This window comes from Lentibacillus kimchii, from assembly GCF_055381965.1.
The window spans coordinates 762,123-779,448 of sequence record NZ_AP043934.1; the positions used below are offsets into that span (position 1 = coordinate 762,123).

Annotated in this window: 17 protein-coding genes; 16 read left to right on the forward strand and 1 reads right to left on the reverse strand. The window is 45.6% G+C overall.

The window, feature by feature from the left end; all coding sequences use genetic code 11:
* Positions 1–293 precede the first annotated feature (293 nt).
* The 4 genes from pcrB to ACZ444_RS04235 are packed head-to-tail and all read left to right on the forward strand — an operon-like array spanning position 294 to position 6,477.
* Positions 294–1,025: a heptaprenylglyceryl phosphate synthase gene (pcrB, locus tag ACZ444_RS04220; protein ID WP_382357421.1), complete on the forward strand. Its 732-nt coding sequence runs from the start codon at positions 294–296 to the stop codon at positions 1,023–1,025.
* Complete coding sequence (pcrA, locus tag ACZ444_RS04225; RefSeq protein WP_382357497.1) at positions 1,018–3,222, forward strand: DNA helicase PcrA; 2,205 nt, start codon at positions 1,018–1,020, stop codon at positions 3,220–3,222. The genes pcrB and pcrA overlap by 8 nt, the downstream gene beginning before the upstream one ends.
* Positions 3,223–3,234: 12 nt before the next feature.
* Positions 3,235–5,238, forward strand: coding sequence for an NAD-dependent DNA ligase LigA (ligA, locus tag ACZ444_RS04230; RefSeq protein WP_382357422.1), 2,004 nt, complete (start codon positions 3,235–3,237; stop codon positions 5,236–5,238).
* Between the two features lie 12 nt (positions 5,239–5,250).
* A complete protein-coding gene (locus tag ACZ444_RS04235; protein WP_382357423.1) occupies positions 5,251–6,477 on the forward strand; it encodes a CamS family sex pheromone protein in 1,227 nt (408 codons plus the stop codon).
* Positions 6,478–6,541: 64 nt separating this feature from the next.
* Here the strand turns inward: ACZ444_RS04235 and ACZ444_RS04240 are convergent, their stop codons facing one another.
* Complete coding sequence (locus ACZ444_RS04240; RefSeq protein ID WP_464433588.1) at positions 6,542–6,715, reverse strand: asparagine synthase-related protein; 174 nt, start codon at positions 6,713–6,715, stop codon at positions 6,542–6,544.
* A 352-nt stretch (positions 6,716–7,067) separates the two neighbouring features.
* Between ACZ444_RS04240 and gatC the strand changes: the two genes are divergently transcribed.
* From gatC to rlmD, 12 genes are all read left to right on the forward strand, one after another.
* The gene (gene gatC, locus ACZ444_RS04245) at positions 7,068–7,358 is read left to right on the forward strand and encodes an Asp-tRNA(Asn)/Glu-tRNA(Gln) amidotransferase subunit GatC (protein ID WP_382357424.1); all 291 of its coding nucleotides are present in this window, start codon (positions 7,068–7,070) and stop codon (positions 7,356–7,358) included.
* 14 nt (positions 7,359–7,372) lie between these two features.
* On the forward strand, positions 7,373–8,842 hold the full coding sequence (gene gatA, locus ACZ444_RS04250) for an Asp-tRNA(Asn)/Glu-tRNA(Gln) amidotransferase subunit GatA (RefSeq protein WP_382357425.1): 1,470 nt from the start codon (positions 7,373–7,375) through the stop codon (positions 8,840–8,842).
* On the forward strand, positions 8,839–10,269 hold the full coding sequence (gatB, locus tag ACZ444_RS04255) for an Asp-tRNA(Asn)/Glu-tRNA(Gln) amidotransferase subunit GatB (RefSeq protein WP_382357426.1): 1,431 nt from the start codon (positions 8,839–8,841) through the stop codon (positions 10,267–10,269). The genes gatA and gatB overlap by 4 nt, the downstream gene beginning before the upstream one ends.
* 141 nt (positions 10,270–10,410) lie before the next feature.
* Positions 10,411–11,310 carry a diacylglycerol kinase gene (locus ACZ444_RS04260; RefSeq protein WP_382357427.1) on the forward strand — a complete coding sequence of 300 codons (900 nt, stop codon included), beginning with the start codon at positions 10,411–10,413 and terminating at the stop codon, positions 11,308–11,310.
* A gap of 430 nt (positions 11,311–11,740) precedes the next feature.
* A complete protein-coding gene (locus ACZ444_RS04265; protein ID WP_382357428.1) occupies positions 11,741–12,622 on the forward strand; it encodes an ABC transporter ATP-binding protein in 882 nt (293 codons plus the stop codon).
* A 2-nt stretch (positions 12,623–12,624) separates the two neighbouring features.
* Complete coding sequence (locus ACZ444_RS04270) at positions 12,625–13,434, forward strand: ABC transporter permease subunit (RefSeq protein ID WP_382357429.1); 810 nt, start codon at positions 12,625–12,627, stop codon at positions 13,432–13,434.
* Positions 13,435–13,688: 254 nt separating this feature from the next.
* Entirely contained in the window at positions 13,689–13,967 is a 279-nt protein-coding gene (locus ACZ444_RS04275; protein WP_382357430.1) for a DUF3953 domain-containing protein, read from the forward strand.
* Positions 13,968–14,082: 115 nt separating this feature from the next.
* Positions 14,083–14,406: a hypothetical protein gene (locus ACZ444_RS04280; RefSeq protein ID WP_382357431.1), complete on the forward strand. Its 324-nt coding sequence runs from the start codon at positions 14,083–14,085 to the stop codon at positions 14,404–14,406.
* Between the two features lie 57 nt (positions 14,407–14,463).
* A complete protein-coding gene (locus tag ACZ444_RS04285; protein WP_382357432.1) occupies positions 14,464–14,925 on the forward strand; it encodes a hypothetical protein in 462 nt (153 codons plus the stop codon).
* Between the two features lie 97 nt (positions 14,926–15,022).
* Positions 15,023–15,184, forward strand: coding sequence for a hypothetical protein (locus ACZ444_RS04290; RefSeq protein ID WP_382357433.1), 162 nt, complete (start codon positions 15,023–15,025; stop codon positions 15,182–15,184).
* Between the two features lie 228 nt (positions 15,185–15,412).
* On the forward strand, positions 15,413–15,712 hold the full coding sequence (locus ACZ444_RS04295) for a hypothetical protein (protein ID WP_382357434.1): 300 nt from the start codon (positions 15,413–15,415) through the stop codon (positions 15,710–15,712).
* Positions 15,713–15,878: 166 nt separating this feature from the next.
* Entirely contained in the window at positions 15,879–17,276 is a 1,398-nt protein-coding gene (rlmD, locus tag ACZ444_RS04300) for a 23S rRNA (uracil(1939)-C(5))-methyltransferase RlmD (protein WP_382357435.1), read from the forward strand.
* Positions 17,277–17,326 lie beyond the last annotated feature (50 nt).

Sequence of the window (17,326 nt, forward strand, 5' to 3'; positions counted from 1 at the left end):
TGATAGACAGGAAATCGGCCTGAGCCGCCGGTTTCCTGCCATTCCATCCGGTTTCATTCCTCTCTGCAGGGAGCCTTAAAGGCTGCCTTTTTACCACACAGGCTAACTTTCAAAAAATCATGTTCCGAAACCCTAAATTTACAGCGCGTTTTTTGATATACTTTATCAATGAAGATTAGTACGTGTTTCTGTTAAGCTATGTTACATCATACGGCTTATTGAAAATCTGTTTTGAATACGGAATATAGGCCAGCAAACAGAACACAGTCATTAATCGATCAGGGGGCTATATAGTGAATGCGTTTCTGCAAGATGCCAGGCATGTCTTTAAACTGGACCCAGCCAAATTTATAACGGATGATGATCTCGAGGCTGTTTGTGAATCAGGCACCGATGCTGTGATTGTTGGCGGAACTGACCATGTCACACTGGACGGCGTGCTTGACTTGCTCATGCGCATCCGCCGCTATTCTGTTCCCTGCGGTTTGGAGATCAGCAGCATGGAGGCTATCACACCCGGTTTTGATGCTTACTTGATACCGATGGTCATGAACAGCCGTGATAAGAAATGGATGATGGATATACAGCACCAGGCTATTAAAGCCTATAAAGACTTGATAAATTGGAATGACATGGCAGTCGAAGGCTATTGTATTTTAAATGAAGATGCCAAGGCCTTTCAATATACCAACTGTGATCTGCCGGATCATGATGATGTTGTGGCCTATGCGTATATGGCGGAGCATATGTTTCATCTGCCGATTTTTTACCTGGAATACAGCGGCATGTATGGGGATGAAGAGCTCGTTCAAGAGGTCAGAGAACAGCTCTGTCATACCCAGCTTGTCTATGGCGGCGGAATTGCGTCAAAGGCCCAGGCTCGGGAGATGACGAAACATGCCGATACGATTGTTGTCGGCAATCTGATTTACTTGGATATCGGGGAAGCACTGCAGACAGTTGAGGCAGTTAATACGGAGAACATAGCCAGAGGTGGTGACAAGCGTGCGTCAGACAATGCATGAATTAGTGAATGGCTTAAATGAACAGCAGCAGGAAGCGGTTAAACATACAGATGGCCCGCTTTTGATTATGGCGGGAGCAGGGAGCGGCAAAACGCGTGTGCTGACACACCGCATTGCTTACTTGCTTGCGGAAAAGGATGTTTCGCCCAGAAGTGTGCTCGCTATAACATTTACGAATAAAGCGTCTCGTGAAATGAAGGATCGTGTGAATAAACTCGTTGGCGCTGAGGGCAAACAGATCTGGGTGTCGACTTTTCACGCCATGTGTGTCCGGATTTTGCGCCGGGATAGTGACAGAATCGGCTACAGCCAGAATTTCACAATCCTCGACAGCGGTGATCAGCTGTCAGTCGTCAAACAGATCTTGAAAGACTTGAATATTGACCCGAAAAAATTCAATCCCAAAAGCATGCTGGGACAAATCAGCTCGGCGAAAAATGAGCTGATCACACCGGAGGAATACAGCAAGAATGCTGCGGACTTTTTCCAGCGGCAAGTGTCGCAGATCTATGAACGCTATCAGAAAACGCTGCGGAAAAACCAGGCACTTGATTTTGATGATCTGATTATGCAGACGATTCACTTGTTCGAACGCGTGCCTGAGGTGCTGGAGTACTACCAGCGGCGTTTCCAGTATATCCATGTGGACGAGTACCAGGACACCAATCATGCCCAGTACTATCTGGTTCAGCAGCTGGCAAGCCGGTTTCAGAATCTTTGTGTTGTCGGCGACTCTGACCAGTCGATTTATGGCTGGCGTGGTGCTGATATTACGAATATCATGTCGTTTGAACAGGACTACCCATCGGCACGGGTGATTTATCTGGAACAGAATTACCGGTCGACGAAGTCTATTCTTGAGGCCGCGAACCATGTCATCGCCCATAATACCGGCCGCAAACCGAAAAATTTGTGGACGGACAATCAGGACGGGAACAAAGTGAATTACTACCAGGGAGCGACGGAGCAGGAAGAAGCGTTGTATGTGACCCAGGAAATTCAAAAACTGACCCGTGAAGAGGGATTTTCCCTGGATGATGTAGCGATCCTTTATCGGACGAATGCTCAGTCACGTGCGGTGGAGGATACGTTTCTGAAATCGGATATTACGTATCAGATGATTGGCGGCACGAAGTTCTATGACCGGAAAGAGATCAAGGACCTGATCGCTTATTTGCGTCTGATTACCAACCCGGATGATGATATCAGCTTCGAACGCGTGGTGAACGTTCCGAAACGCGGTGTTGGCCAGACAACGGTTGACCGGCTGCGCGCCTACGCTGCGGATCAGGATATCTCGTTTTACAGGGCGGTTAAAGAGGTTGATTTCATTGGCGTGACGAAAAAGGCTGCGAATGCGCTGTCGGAATTTGGCAGTCTGATTCAGACGCTGACCCAGCAGCAGGAATTTCTGACCGCTACGGATATGGTTGAGGCGGTTATTGAACGGACTGGCTATGAAGATATGCTGAAAAAAGAGCAGTCTCTGGAATCGCAGAGCCGTCTGGAAAATCTGGAAGAATTTAAAACTGTCACAAAGGACTTTGAAGAGGAAGCTGAGGATAAAACGTTAATTGCTTTTCTCACCGATCTGGCATTGGTAGCCGATATTGACAGAACTGAGGAAGACGAAACGGCCAATGAGCCGAAAGTGACGCTGATGACACTGCATGCCGCGAAAGGACTGGAGTTTCCTGTGGTCTTTTTGCTCGGGATGGAGGAAAATGTCTTTCCGCACAGCCGGTCACTGTTTGATGATGAAGGCATGGAAGAAGAGCGGCGTCTGGCTTATGTGGGCATTACAAGGGCGGAACAGAAACTTTACTTAACCCATGCCAAAATGCGCACGATTTTCGGCCGGACGAATATGAATCCGGTGAGCCGGTTTATTACTGAAATTCCGGAAGATCTGGTTGAAGGGATCGAGCAGATGCGCGGGACGCTGTATGGATCGAAGGAAAAGGCATCTGAGACGCCGGCGGCACCTAAGCGCCAGGCCGGCAAAATCCAACAGTCGACCGGTGCTGAAGCACAGACGTGGAATCCCGGTGATAAAGCGGAACATAAAAAATGGGGCGTCGGAACGGTCGTTAAAGTGCAGGGCGAAGATGATGCAATGGAACTTGACATTGCCTTTCCCGCACCAATGGGCGTTAAACGGCTTCTGGCCAAATTCGCACCGATTACGAAACAATAGGAGGTGCTTGACATGGAACAGCAGCAGGCAAAACAGCAGATACAAACATTGCGGGACGTGCTGAATCATTATAATCATGCCTATTATGTGCTCGATGATCCGAGTGTGCCGGATGCCGAATACGACCGGAAAATGCGGGAGCTGATCGAGCTGGAAGAGGCGTTTCCGGAACTGGTGACCGTTGATTCACCGTCCCAGCGTGTCGGCGGTGAGCCGCTCGATGCGTTTCAGAAGGTCGCCCATAATATACCAATGCTCAGTCTCGGAAATGCTTTCAGCGAAGCGGAATTGCGTGATTTTGCCCGGCGCGCTGATGAGGGGACTGATGCGCCGATTTCGTTCGTCTGTGAACTGAAAATTGATGGACTCGCCGTCTCACTTCTTTATGAAAATGGCCGTCTGGTCCGCGGTGCCACCCGCGGCGACGGCACGACCGGTGAGGATATTACAAGCAACCTGCGAACGATCCGCAGCATCCCGTTGTCGGTTCAGGCGGATCAGACGATTGAGGTGCGCGGCGAAGCGTTTATGCCGCATCGATCATTTCTGCGTTTAAATGAGCAGCGCGAGAAGCTGGCCAGGGACCCTTTTGCCAATCCGCGCAACGCAGCTGCTGGCTCCCTGCGTCAGCTCGATCCGAAAATCGCTGCCAGCCGTCATTTGGACGTCTTCCTGTATGGTGTTGGTGATTGGGAAGCTGAGACGTTCACATCTCACAGCGAACGTCTGACACGCCTGCAGGATCTGGGATTTAAAGTGAATCCGGAGTGGCGTCAGTGCCAAACGATTGATGACGTGATTCAATTTGTCAAACACTGGGAACAAGCACGTCCGGAACTCGATTACGATATCGATGGTGTCGTGGTGAAGGTGGACAACACCGCTCAGCAGGAGGAACTTGGTTATACCGCCAGAAGTCCGCGCTGGGCGATTGCCTACAAATTCCCGGCCGAAGAGGTGCTGACTGTCTTGCGCGATATCGAATTAAGTGTAGGTCGGACCGGCGCTGTCACACCGACAGCTGTCCTGGATGCCGTCCGGGTGGCTGGAACAACGGTCAGACGGGCTTCCTTGCACAATGAAGATCTTATCCGGGAACGGGATATCCGTCTCGGCGATGCAGTTATCGTCAAGAAAGCTGGTGACATTATTCCGGAAGTTATCCGGGCGGTGGAGGAAAAACGGACAGGTGAGGAGAAGCCATTTGTCATGCCTGAAGAATGTCCCGAGTGCGGCAGTGAACTTGTTCACCTTGAGGAAGAAGTTGCCCTGCGCTGCATGAATCCGAATTGCCCGGCACAGCTGAAGGAAGCGCTGATCCATTTTGCCTCACGGTCAGCGATGGATATAGACGGTTTGGGCGAAAAAGTGGTCATTCAGCTGTTCCAGGAGAATCTGGTCCATTCAATCGCGGATATTTACCGGCTACAGCAGGATGCGCTGCTGGAACTGGAGCGGATGGGCGAGAAATCGTCTGATAATCTGCTCAAGGCGATTGAAGCCTCTAAAACAAATTCGCTGGAACAGCTGCTGGTCGGACTCGGCATCCGGTTTGTCGGCTCCAAAGCAGCACGGACCCTTGCCGCTCATTTCCAGACAATGGCTAACCTGCAGCAGGCTTCCCGCGAAGCTATTGTGTCAATCGAGGACATGGGTGAGGTGATCGCCGATGCCATTGTGAATTACTTTGCCGCTGACGAGGTGACGCAGCTGCTGAATGACTTGCGAGAGCTTGGTCTGACTATGACGTACAAAGGCCCGGCGCTGGAAGCCGCTGCTGACGATACAGCGTTAGCAGGCAAGACTGTTGTCCTGACAGGCAAAATGAATACCTTAACGCGGTCTGAGGCCAAGGCGCTGGTTGAGCGGTTCGGCGGGTCGGTCACGGGAAGTGTCAGCACAAAGACTGATATTCTCGTAGCTGGAGAGGACGCTGGCTCGAAGCTGAATCGTGCGGAGCAGCTGGGCGTAGCGATTTGGAACGAACAGCAGCTGAAAGATGTTTCGAACGATTAAGGAGTGGGGTATGTGTTAAAAAAACTAACGATGTCACTGGCCGTTGCTATTCTGCTTCTCACAAGCTGTGCGCCATCAATTAATAACGAAGACGAGGTTGTCAAAGACGAGGATAAGTCAGAACAGGAGACGTCGATTGTTTCGAACAAACTGTCAGATGAAGATTACCGGACTCTCCTGCCATACCGTCCCAGTGCCTCCCGAGGCGTTATTACGGGGCAAATGGGGAACCGTCTGGACATCGATGAGGCCGAAACAGGTTTAAGAAGACTTTCCAAAGACTATTTCGATCCTGATGAGTACCTGTTTGAAGAAGGCCAGTATTTGGACTCGGATATGCTGTACAGGTGGCTTGAAAGTTATCCGACGGACGATGAACTCAGTGAATTGAAAAACCAGCTGGAAAAACAGGTGAAAGACAACAAAATCAAGAAAAAAGAGATGGAAAAGCGGCTAGCTAAGCGGAAACAGGCATTAAATCCGCCATTGGATGAAGAAAACGCCACAATAGATGATCATGAACAAAATCCCAAATATGTGTCCCATATTCTGGAGCAGGATTTCTTGAAGCGGCATGATGATGACAAGGTGGAACTGTCCGGTGTATCGATTGGTATTGCTTTAAAATCTGTTTACCGTTTTGAAGTGGAAGGCAATCCTGGCAAGGTGGAGATATCCAAGTCAAAAATGCTGGATAAGGGAAAGGAAATAGCCAAAACCGTGCTGAAGCGCGTCCGGAACATTGACGCGTTAAGCGATATTCCGATTATGATAGCCCTGTACCGGGAAGAAGACGAGAACGCGCCCGTACCGGGAAATTTCGTTGCCAAAACATCAGTGAAAAGCGGCGAAGCAAGCATTAGTGACTGGGAGAACCTTAATGAAGAGAATGTGCTGTTCCCTTCGGATAGAGGGGAAGAAAAAAACTACGACACACAGCAGCTCGTTAAAAACTTCGGCAGCCGAATTGAGGAATACTTTCCAAATTACGTTGGCGTTATTGGAGACGGCTTCTATATCGGTGATGACCTGCAAGAGCTGACACTGGAAATTCCAATTGAGTTTCACGGAAAGGAAGAAGTTGTTGGTTTCACCCAATATGTATCAAAACTCGCGGATGAGATGTTTGAGGACTACTATGATCTGAACATTAACATCAAGTCTGACGAGAAAATGGAAAGTGTGATATCACGGGATGCTGGAGACAGCGAAAAGCAAGTGCATGTTTTTGATACATAAACAGGACTGGGACAAAATACGTTTGTCCCAGTCCTGTTCACTCGCAGCCATTCGTTCACCTGAATCACCAGAGATATTGAACCAGCCGGTGATCACAAAAAGGTGTGCGGACTTCCAGACCGGCCCTGACACTTAGACGATTGGATCGGTCCATCAACATCGGCAGGAAGTGCGTCAAATTGAGAAATTGCATCTCCTGACGGCGTTGTTCAAGTCCCTGGAGCTGAGACTTAGGCATTGCCTGAAGTGCTTCCTCATAGCGTTTCTGAATGTCAGCCGCCGGTGGGCCAGAGCCACATGATCGGATGTCCAGAAACCTTTGTCATCTCGGCCGCGGTGTGCAATTTGTTCGGACATCGTTTCAAGTGTTCGGCGCTTATCTGTTATAGTCTTCATATTTGAACCATCCCGTTATTCCTGACATATCATGTGAACTTTAGGATTATGTTTGTTAGTAGATGAGAAGGGCTGTGTGACATGATTTTGCTTGCTTTGAAACACGGGGATTTGCTATGATCTATTAGTGTGTTTTAGCTTATCTAATGGTATACTGATGGTACATGCTATTTAATGACGGAGGTGTTTTACCAGTGGCAGATATAACGAAAGAGCAGATCAAGCATATCGCTGAAACAGCAAAAATTGCCATAACCGACGAAGAAGCTGACAGGTTTACTGACGATCTCAGTTCGGTCATTCACTATGCCGATAAGCTTCAGGATGTTGATACGGAAGGTGTTGAGCCAACCATTTTCATGACCGATTTGCAGAATGTCATGCGCGATGATGAGCCAACAAATTGGACCTCACGTGAGGATCTATTGAAAAACGCGCCGGACAGGCAGGATGGGTATTTCCGCGTCCCATCGATTTTGGATTAAGGAGGGAATAACTGATGGCCTTATTTGATCACAGCATCAAGCAACTGGAAGAGATGCTACATAAAAAGGAAATATCGGCTGAAGATCTGGTTAATACCTCATTTGACCGGATCAGTGAAGTCGATGACCAGGTTCAGGCGTTTCTGACCCTGGATGAGGAGCATGCCCGCAGTCAGGCGAAGCAGCTTGATGATGCGCCGGATGCCAGTGCCCGTTTGTTTGGTATTCCCAACGGCATTAAGGATAATATTGTGACGAAAAATTTGCGGACAACAAGTGCCAGTCAATTTCTGAAAGACTTTGACAATCCGCTGTACAATGCTGCCGTTATCGAAAAATTACAAGCCGACAAGTCGGTAACAGCAGGCAAATTAAACATGGACGAGTTTGCGATGGGCTCAACAACGGAAAATTCGAGCTTTCAGGTGACACGCAATCCGTGGAACACTGATTATGTGTCAGGCGGATCCAGTGGCGGTTCAGCAGCAGCTGTTGCCGCCGGTGAAATTGTCTTTTCACTTGGCTCCGATACAGGCGGATCTGTCCGTCAGCCTGCTTCTTTCTGCGGTGTTGTCGGCATGAAACCGACGTACGGGCGTGTATCACGCTTTGGTCTGATTGCATTTGCCTCATCGCTGGACCAGATCGGCCCGGTTACACGCTCAGTTGAAGACAACGCCCGCGTGCTTGAAGTGATTGCTGGCCAGGACAAAATGGATTCCACCAGTGCAGCTGCCGAGGTTCCAGCCTATACTGACGCCCTGGATGGCAATATGGAAGGCATGAAGATTGCCGTTCCTAAAGAGTATCTCGGTGAGGGTGTTGCACAGGAAGTTAAAGACGCTGTTATGAATGCGCTGAAAGTTTATGAATCGCTCGGTGCTGAATGGGAAGAAGTGTCCCTGCCGCATTCCGAGTATGCTGTTGCAGCTTACCAGATGATCTCCTCAGGTGAAGCATTTGCCAGCATGGGCCGCTTTGACGGTGTCCGCTTTGGTAAGCGTTCGGATAAAGCAGATAACATGGATGATATGTTTACGTATTCCCGGGCTGAAGGCTTTGGCGATGAAGTAAAACGCCGGATTATGCTTGGAACATTCGCGCTCAGTTCCGGCAATTATGAGGTCTATTATAAAAAAGCACAAAAGGTCCGTACACTGGTTAAACAGGACTTTGACAACATTCTGCGTGACTACGATGTCGTTATCGGCCCAACAGCCCCTGCGCCTGCATTTAAAGCTGGCGAAAGCACTGATGATCCCATGGCTCTGTATATGAACGATATGCTGACTGTTCCCGTGAATCTGGCCGGACTGCCTGGGCTATCGCTTCCATGCGGTTTTTCCGGACAAGGGCTGCCAATCGGCCTGCAAATCATCGGAAAACCGTTTGCGGAAAGCACAGTTTATCGCACGGCGCACGCATATGAACAAGCAACTGAACACCATACAAAACGCCCTCAATTAGGAGGTGCTCAATCATGAACTTTGAATCAGTTATAGGGCTTGAAGTCCACGTTGAATTAAAAACAGCATCGAAAATTTTCAGCCCAAGCCCCAATGCATTTGGGGATGAACCCAATACGAATGTGAATCCGGGTGATCTCGCTTATCCAGGCGTCTTGCCGGTATTGAATGAGGAATCCGTTAACTATGCGATGGAAGCGGCTATGGCCTTGAATTGCGACATTGCCACTGACATGAAATTTGACCGGAAGAGCTATTTCTATCCGGACAATCCCAAAGTCTATCAGCTGTCTCAGTTTGAACAGCCGATTGGATCAAACGGTTCAATAGAGATTGAAGTCAATGGTGAAAAGAAACAAATCGGCATCACCCGCCTGCATATGGAAGAGGATGCCGGCAAGCTGGTTCACCAGGATGACGGTTATTCGCTGGTGGACTTTAACCGCGCAGGAACACCGCTGGTCGAAATTGTTTCCGAACCGGATATCCGGTCGCCGGAAGAGGCCTATGCTTACTTGGAGAAACTGAAAAATATTATTCAGTACACGGGTGTCTCGGACTGTAAAATGGAGGAAGGCTCACTCAGATGTGATGCGAACCTGTCCGTTCGTCCGGTCGGCCAGGAAGCATTTGGTGTTAAAACCGAGCTGAAAAATCTCAACTCCTTCTCCTTCGTCCAAAAAGGTCTGGAATATGAAGCGAAACGCCAGGAGCAGGAGCTGCTGTCGGGCGGTGAGATCCAGTCAGAAACACGCCGTTTTGACGAGAAAACGAAAAAAACGGTTCTTATGCGTGTGAAAGAAGAAGCCGAGGATTATCGCTACTATCCTGATGCGGACATTCCGCCTCTTCACGTTGATGAAGCGTGGAAACAACGGATTAAAGATAAGATTCCAGAGCTCCCGGATGCGCGCAGACAGCGTTATATTCAGGAACTGGAGCTGCCCGAATATGATGCCAGTGTTTTGACCGCTTCGAAAGAGATGGCTGACTTTTTTGAAGAAACCGTCAGCCACGGCGCTGATATTAAACAGACGTCTAACTGGATGATGGATGAAGTGTCTGCCTACATGAACAAGAACGATAAAGAATTGGACGAACTGGCTCTGACGCCTGAGACGTTGGCTAAAATGATCAAATTGATAGAAGACGGCACGATATCGTCCAAAATAGCCAAAAAAGTGTTCGCCGAACTGGTGGAGAACGGTGGCGACCCAGGAAAAATCGTTCAGGATCAGGGACTGGCTCAGATTTCTGACGAAGGCCAGCTGACAGACATTATTACGAAAGTGCTCGATGAGAATGAACAATCGATCATTGACTATAAGAACGGCAAGGACAAAGCTATTAAGTTCTTAGTCGGTCAGGTTATGAAAGCAACGAAAGGCCAGGCTAATCCGCCAATGGTCAACAAGATTTTGCAGCAGGAAATGGATAAGCGGTAACGCCGCCGCGTTGAAAGAGAACGTGTTCAATCGGGCTGCTGTCATATATGGCAGCAGTCCCTTGTTTGACCTTCGACTCAAGGGCGCATTTTGATACGATGCCGCTAAACTGCTTAGTCGTGCGCGGGAGGGGGAGCGGATATGCGAAAAGCACGTATTATTTATAACCCGACATCCGGACGGGAAAATTTCAAACGTGAACTGCCAGCTGTGATGAACCGTCTGGAAATAGCCGGCTATGAAACGTCAGCTCATGCCACAACAGGTGAGGGTGACGCAACGGTTGCGGCTGAACAGGCAGTTGCCGGTTATTTTGATCTGGTTGTTGCTGCGGGTGGTGACGGAACCATTAATGAAGTGATTAAAGGCATAGCCGAGCAGCCGCACCGTCCGAAACTCGGCATTATCCCGACCGGTACGACGAATGATTTTGCAAGAGCTCTGAATATCCCTCGTGCGATTCATAAAGCTGTGGATATCTTAGTGTCGGGTCAGTCAAAACCGCTCGATATTGGACGTGTGAACGAGCACTACTTTATGAATATTGCAGGCGGCGGCAAACTGACAGAGCTGACCTATGATGCGCCGAGTAAATTAAAAACGGTTCTCGGCCAGCTGGCTTATTATGTCAAAGGAATTGAATTGCTCCCGTCATTACGGCCGATACGCAGCAGAATTGAATACGACGGCACCATTATTAATGAAGATATTATGCTGTTTCTTGTTGCCAATACAAATTCAGTTGGCGGATTTGAAAAATTGGCCCCTGACGCCCGGATGGATGACGGTTATTTTGACCTGCTGATTTTGAAGAAAATGAATCTGGCCGAATTTGTCCGAATAGCGACACAAGCTGTGCGAGGGGCTCATCTTGATGATGAGCGCATCATTTACACGCAGGCGAAACATATCAGTGTTGCCACCGATGAAAAAATGCAGCTGAATATCGATGGTGAATACGGCGGGCTGCTGCCAGGGGAATTTGAAAACTTGCCGCAGCATATTGAACTTTTAGTGCCGGACGCGTTTTTGAACCAATGAAGCCGTGCACTTACTGAGGCGAAAATTAACATGATAGAAGTAAAAGACACATCAATTCACATATAATTGGTGTGTTATTTTTTTATTGCGAAACTTATTGTTCATTTTAATTTAGCAGTCACACGTCGCTCTTTATTTGTTTCAAACAGTACCCTTTCATTCCATCTTGACCTGCTATTCATATCATGATTTGATTCGAATATATTCATTTATGAATGCATTCAGCATTTGCTGTATACAGTGTTATGGCAACATAAACTATCCTTTATATTTTTGACGGAAAATTGCATTACTAGAACCTTTCAAAAAGATCCAGAAGCTTAACGGTATGGCTATAAACACGTTCAATCGGAAGAAGTATCTTTTTTCTATCTAACGGGGCTGATGAATTAAACGCCGTCCGCATTCTTATTAAGGAGGACGAGAAAAGATGATTCAAATTGAAAATCTAACGCAACAGTTTTCAAATGGAAAAGGTATATCTGACGTGTCTTTTAATGTAGAAAAAGGCGAGGTGTTCGGATTTCTTGGTCCTAATGGCAGTGGTAAATCAACAACGATACGTCATCTAATGGGGTATATGAAGCCACAGAAAGGTTATGCAACGATTAAGGGATTGGACACATGGGAGAAACAAGCTGAAGCACGAAGTCACGTTGGTTATCTTCCTGGTGAAATTGCTTTTTTGGATGGCATGACCGGTCATGATTTCCTTAATATGATTGCTGGCATGCAAGGTGTTCATAACAAACAACGGCGGACAGAGCTTATTGACAAACTACAATTCAACCCAAAAACGCCAATTCGGAAAATGTCGAAAGGGATGAAGCAAAAAGTAGGCATCGTAGCAACTTTTATGCATGATCCAGATATTTATATACTGGACGAACCAACATCAGGGCTGGATCCTCTTATGCAAAAACTCTTCATTTCTTTGGTGCTTGAGGAGAAAGAAAGAGGAAAAACGTTCCTTATGTCTTCCCATAGTTTTGCTGAAATTGAACGTACTTGTGATAGAGCTGCAATCATTCGGGATGGTAAGATTGCTGCTACGAGAAACATTCATGAACTTCAAACCATGCAACGGAAAGCCTTTAATGTGACACTAACTGAAAAAAAAGATGTTGAAGCCATTTTGGAGTCTGAACTGAAGCCTGAAAAAATCGATGATTTCACCGTAAGCATTAAACTTCAAGGTAATTATGATGCTTTTATTGATACTTTGTCTGGTTATCATGTGAAAAACATCAGTGCTGACGATCAAAGTTTGGAACAAATTTTTATGGATTATTATAATAGGGAGGAGTTGTGATTATGAATTTCTCACTTTATACGCAAATGATGAAAACCAACCTAAAGACTGTTCTCGGCTTTGGTCTTGGTTCAGCATTATACGTCACACTTATGACTTCTCTCTTTCCTATGCTCGATAAGAATATGGAGGAAATTGATAAATTGATTGATATATTCCCTGATGCATTCTTGCGGGCAATGGGTTTAGAATCTTTTAGCAGTTATGGGCAGTTTGTTTCAGCTGAATATTATGGTTTGTTTTATTTGCTTATTCTTGGTGTATTCAGTGTCATGATTGCAGTCCAATTAATTGCAGGCCTTGTTGATCGTGGTTCTATGGCTTATTTGTTGTCAACCCGTGTTTCTCGAGTTCAAATTGCTGTTACACAAATCACAGTACTTATTAGCGGTCTAATTGTTATTCATGTATTAACATTTGGTGGAGGATTTCTTGCTGCCGAATTTTTAATAGATACTGAAAGCACCATTGCATTCGGGGAATTTTTTCAAATTAACGTTGTAGGATTTCTGTTATTTTTTGCAGTGGGAGGTTATTCATTTCTTATTTCGTCTCTGTTTAATGATGAAAAGAATGCCTTTGCATTGGCGGGAGGCTTAACATTCCTGTTTTATGGCATGAACATGATGGGTAAAATTGTGACTGATATTGATTGGATTCGCGATTTCACTCCTTTCTCTTTATACGAGCCAGGTAACATTGCAAGTGGTGAGGCGGATGTCTTGGTATCATCCGCTACGCTTGGTTCAATTGGTATTGCGACATGTGTTATTGCAGTGCTTATTTTCAGGAAACGTAATTTACCACTGTGAAATAGGGTTTGCAGATAGCTTAACCTATAAAGAAGTCTATCTTAAAAAGGGTAGACTTCTTTATGTGTTATTGAATGATTCGATCTATTGTTTTTATAGATCCTTACATTACTAATTAAATTTGTGAAATAATTATGTTAACATTAAGTCAAAAAATTTTTGAGTGAAGTTTATTCAAGGAATGAACTTTTCCCTAATAAGAAATAGTGCCAGAGCCAGGTAATCAAACAGTACAATAATTGGTAACTTCATAAGTGCGTCTTTCTGAAGATGGCAAAATTGAGGGAGGGAAGACTATTTTTAAGATACTGCGAGTAATTTTTTCAATAGTTGTTGCAGTGTTAGCTAGCTATATGCTGATAACTCAAGATTTTGAGCTTATGCCTTACCTGATGCTGGGATTAGGTATATCGACTTTGATTACTGGAGTAGTTGAACTTCAAAATGATAAAAAAGCATTTTGGGGTTATATGAGTATTATTGTTTCGTTGTTTATGTTTTTTGTTTCCATACAGGGATTCTTATTAAATTAAAGGGCGCCATTCCGGTATAAAACTTGATGTTTATGGCGCCCGTTCTGTATATAAGGGCAGATAGATAGTTGATACACCTAAATGACCTAATTTTGTAAAAAAGGCGGGATGACATATGATTGATGCTGGTTGGCTTAACATCGGCAGTTTGATACTGGGATTAGTAGCTTGGATAATTCCTATGATTAATATTGCTGCAAATAAAAAGCAGAAGAATAAGAAATGGATTGCTCTTTCCATTATCATCAGTTTCAGCGCTTGCGTTATCGCAATATGTTTCCAAATTTTTTATAACCTTTACTTGGTGAACATTGAAGACTTTGCTGCTTTGGCGGATACAATGCGCGGTGTAGCTGTTGCTTCAACGGTACTTGCCATTTTTACCATTCTGTTAAATGCACTTACGTTGTTTTTATATCGCGATAGGAGCGTATTATAAAACAATTGGGCGATTCTACGGGCTTATTAAATAGAATTATTGGGATCGAATCGGTTTATGACTGCCTCATCGGATCAGATTGTGGAAAAATGTTTGTGTGAGAGGATAGGAGGGTTAACCATTTTTCTTGTCGTTATTATCATTTTATTGCTTGTGATATCTTTATTAATTAAGGAATCTGCTTTATATAATAAGTGGGTGAAAATGGCAGTGGCCCTATATTATACGCTTATTACTATTGTATTTATCACCGGTCGCCACCGTATTCACGAGAAATACAATATGTATGATGGTCCTGTCATACCAGAGGGGTGGGACGTTAATTCAAATTGGGCATTCTGGTTTAGTTTTGCTTTTATCATTCCAATTGGCATACTTGTTCTATACGCTATTATTCGAAAAATAAAACCATTGGAAAAAAATCGCTGGACTCAATTTACAATAGCCGTACTGCTTAGCGGTATCATATTATTTTTTCTATATATCATTTTCAACCTCGCATATGGCTTGAGACCTTGAGTTCATGTATTACCCATTGTTGAACTATCGGGTGCAATTCTGGCGTAAGGATTGTGCTGGAATCGGGTCAGATTTTCAGAAAAGAGAGGGTTTGTATATGAATAACTGGTTGTATGCTTTATACGCTTTAATTTTAGGTGTTGTATCTTTCTTTACAGGCGAAATTATAACATTCGTAATGCTTGGCTTTATATTAATAAGTTTAAATAACATCAATGCAACGCTAAAAAAGATTTATAAGAAAGAAAATGAAAACTAATAAATATTCCGGAATCAGGCGCAATTTTGGAATAAGAATTATATTGGAATCGGGCCATTATGCTGAACATTCGCACTAGATGTCAGGGAAGATATATATGATTTTAGAGGCATCCCCCTTTTGAATTAAAGGGTGCGTTAAATGCGATGATACTTGTAAAGCAGAAATAAAACAGGCAGTTCAGTTCAACGATTTCTAGAAGAACTAAAAATTGGAGTGAAATCTAATATGAGCCTATTTATAGGTATTGTTATCGGTGCATTTTTAATCTGGGCGGGTTATATTGTTCGGACAAAAATGGTATTTTCATTTCTCGCAGATGTCACGCAAATATGGGAACCAGTTAATCGAGAAAGATTAGGGACCAGGATTGGTGTACTCTTGATTATTGCAGGTTTTTTAGCCATTTTAACAGCTATTTTCACCATATGGTTTGGGGATACAGTTGGAAAAATCTCTGGGATTTTAGCTATTATTGATGTGATTATGATTATTATAGCGGTCGGACTAGATCAAATGGGATATTGAAAAGGGAGAGTACATAGAAAAACTGGAGAATCAAATAAGTGCCAGCCTCGTTTTTTATTATTTGCATATCAAACGATTTCTTCTGTATTTTATTCGGGAAAATTCCTTTTGCATCGCGGGTATGATAAGATGGAAAGCACATTCACGAACGAAAAGGAAGATATTTATGGCAAAACAAGCAGCACCTGTGAAAAAGAACCAGACCATCACGCTTCAATTCGAGGATCTGACGCATGAAGGCAACGGTGTCGGGAAAATCAGCGGCTATCCTCTGTTTGTTCCATATGCACTCCCGGGAGAAGAGGGGGATGTGAAGGTCGTTAAAGTTAATAAAAACTTCGGTTTCGGCAAATTGCTGAAGTTGACTGCATCCAGCCCGGAACGTGTTGAGCCGCCGTGCAATGTGTTTTATCAATGCGGCGGCTGCCAGCTGCAGCATATGAGCTATAATAAACAGCTCGATATGAAACAGGAGCAGGTTAAAAACACATTGCGGAAAGTCGCCCACCTGGACCATGTACCGGTGCATTCGATTATTCGTATGGACGATCCGTGGCGCTACCGCAACAAAGTGCAGATGCCTGTCGGCGAAACAGATGATGGGGAACTGAAGACCGGTTTCTATCAAAAACGGAGCCATCGCATCATTGACGGCATGGAGACGTGCGTTATCCAGGATGAAGTCAATGATCGCATGGTGGAAGGCGTACGCCGCATCGCCAGCCGCCTCGGCATTTCCGCTTATGATGAAGCGCAGGATACCGGCGTATTGCGGCATATTGTTGTTCGCACCGCTGCTAAAACCAATGATACGATGATTGTTCTTATCACAAGAACGCCGGACTTGCCGAACGGGGATGAACTTGTGGACGAATTGCTTAAGACTTATCCGCATATTACATCGATTGTGCACAATATTAATGATCAGGAGACGAATGCAATCTGGGGTAAAAAGTCGCAGACCATCTGGGGCGACGATTACATTCAGGATCAGATTGGTGACCTGACGTTTGCGATCTCCGCCCGGTCGTTCTACCAGGTAAACCCGCCGCAGACGACGAAGCTGTACGATAAAGCACTGGAATACGCCAATCTCGGCGCAAACGATACCGTGGTCGATGCTTATTGCGGAATAGGTACACTGTCGCTGTTCATGGCCAAGGAAGCTAAACAGGTTTACGGCGTGGAAGTGGTGCCGGATGCTGTTGATGATGCCAAGAAAAATGCCCGGCTGAATCAGATGACGAACGCTTCCTTCTATACGGGTGAAGCAGAAAAAGTGATGCCCTGGTGGACCGCCCAGGGCATGCGTCCGAATGTGATCGTCGTTGATCCGCCGAGAAAGGGCTGTGATGAAGCATTATTACAGGCAATGATTGGCATGGCACCTGACAGAATCGTTTATGTATCCTGCAATCCGTCGACACTTGCCCGCGATTTAGGCATTCTCGAAGATGGCGGTTATGCTGCCAAAGAAGTGCAGCCCGTCGATATGTTTCCGCAGACACATCACGTGGAAGCCGTGTGCCGCCTGGAAAAGAAAGTATCCGACGCGTCAGTCTGAGACGATGCTTTGTGACAAGACGAAAACAGGAACGTCGTGCGGTGATGGGC

Excerpts from the sequence above, each read along its gene's own strand:
- ACZ444_RS04265 (WP_382357428.1), top strand. The coding sequence starts at position 11,741 with ATGATTCAAATTGAAAATCTAACGCAACAGTTTTCAAATGGAAAAGGT.
- ACZ444_RS04285 (WP_382357432.1), top strand. The coding sequence starts at position 14,464 with ATGACTGCCTCATCGGATCAGATTGTGGAAAAATGTTTGTGTGAGAGG.
- ACZ444_RS04260 (WP_382357427.1), top strand. The coding sequence starts at position 10,411 with ATGCGAAAAGCACGTATTATTTATAACCCGACATCCGGACGGGAAAAT.
- rlmD (WP_382357435.1), top strand. The coding sequence starts at position 15,879 with ATGGCAAAACAAGCAGCACCTGTGAAAAAGAACCAGACCATCACGCTT.
- ACZ444_RS04270 (WP_382357429.1), top strand. The coding sequence starts at position 12,625 with ATGAATTTCTCACTTTATACGCAAATGATGAAAACCAACCTAAAGACT.
- ACZ444_RS04290 (WP_382357433.1), top strand. The coding sequence starts at position 15,023 with ATGAATAACTGGTTGTATGCTTTATACGCTTTAATTTTAGGTGTTGTA.
- ACZ444_RS04240 (WP_464433588.1), bottom strand. The coding sequence starts at position 6,715 with ATGCCTAAGTCTCAGCTCCAGGGACTTGAACAACGCCGTCAGGAGATG.
- pcrA (WP_382357497.1), top strand. The coding sequence starts at position 1,018 with ATGCATGAATTAGTGAATGGCTTAAATGAACAGCAGCAGGAAGCGGTT.
- ACZ444_RS04280 (WP_382357431.1), top strand. The coding sequence starts at position 14,083 with ATGATTGATGCTGGTTGGCTTAACATCGGCAGTTTGATACTGGGATTA.
- gatB (WP_382357426.1), top strand. The coding sequence starts at position 8,839 with ATGAACTTTGAATCAGTTATAGGGCTTGAAGTCCACGTTGAATTAAAA.
- ligA (WP_382357422.1), top strand. The coding sequence starts at position 3,235 with ATGGAACAGCAGCAGGCAAAACAGCAGATACAAACATTGCGGGACGTG.
- gatA (WP_382357425.1), top strand. The coding sequence starts at position 7,373 with ATGGCCTTATTTGATCACAGCATCAAGCAACTGGAAGAGATGCTACAT.
- ACZ444_RS04295 (WP_382357434.1), top strand. The coding sequence starts at position 15,413 with ATGAGCCTATTTATAGGTATTGTTATCGGTGCATTTTTAATCTGGGCG.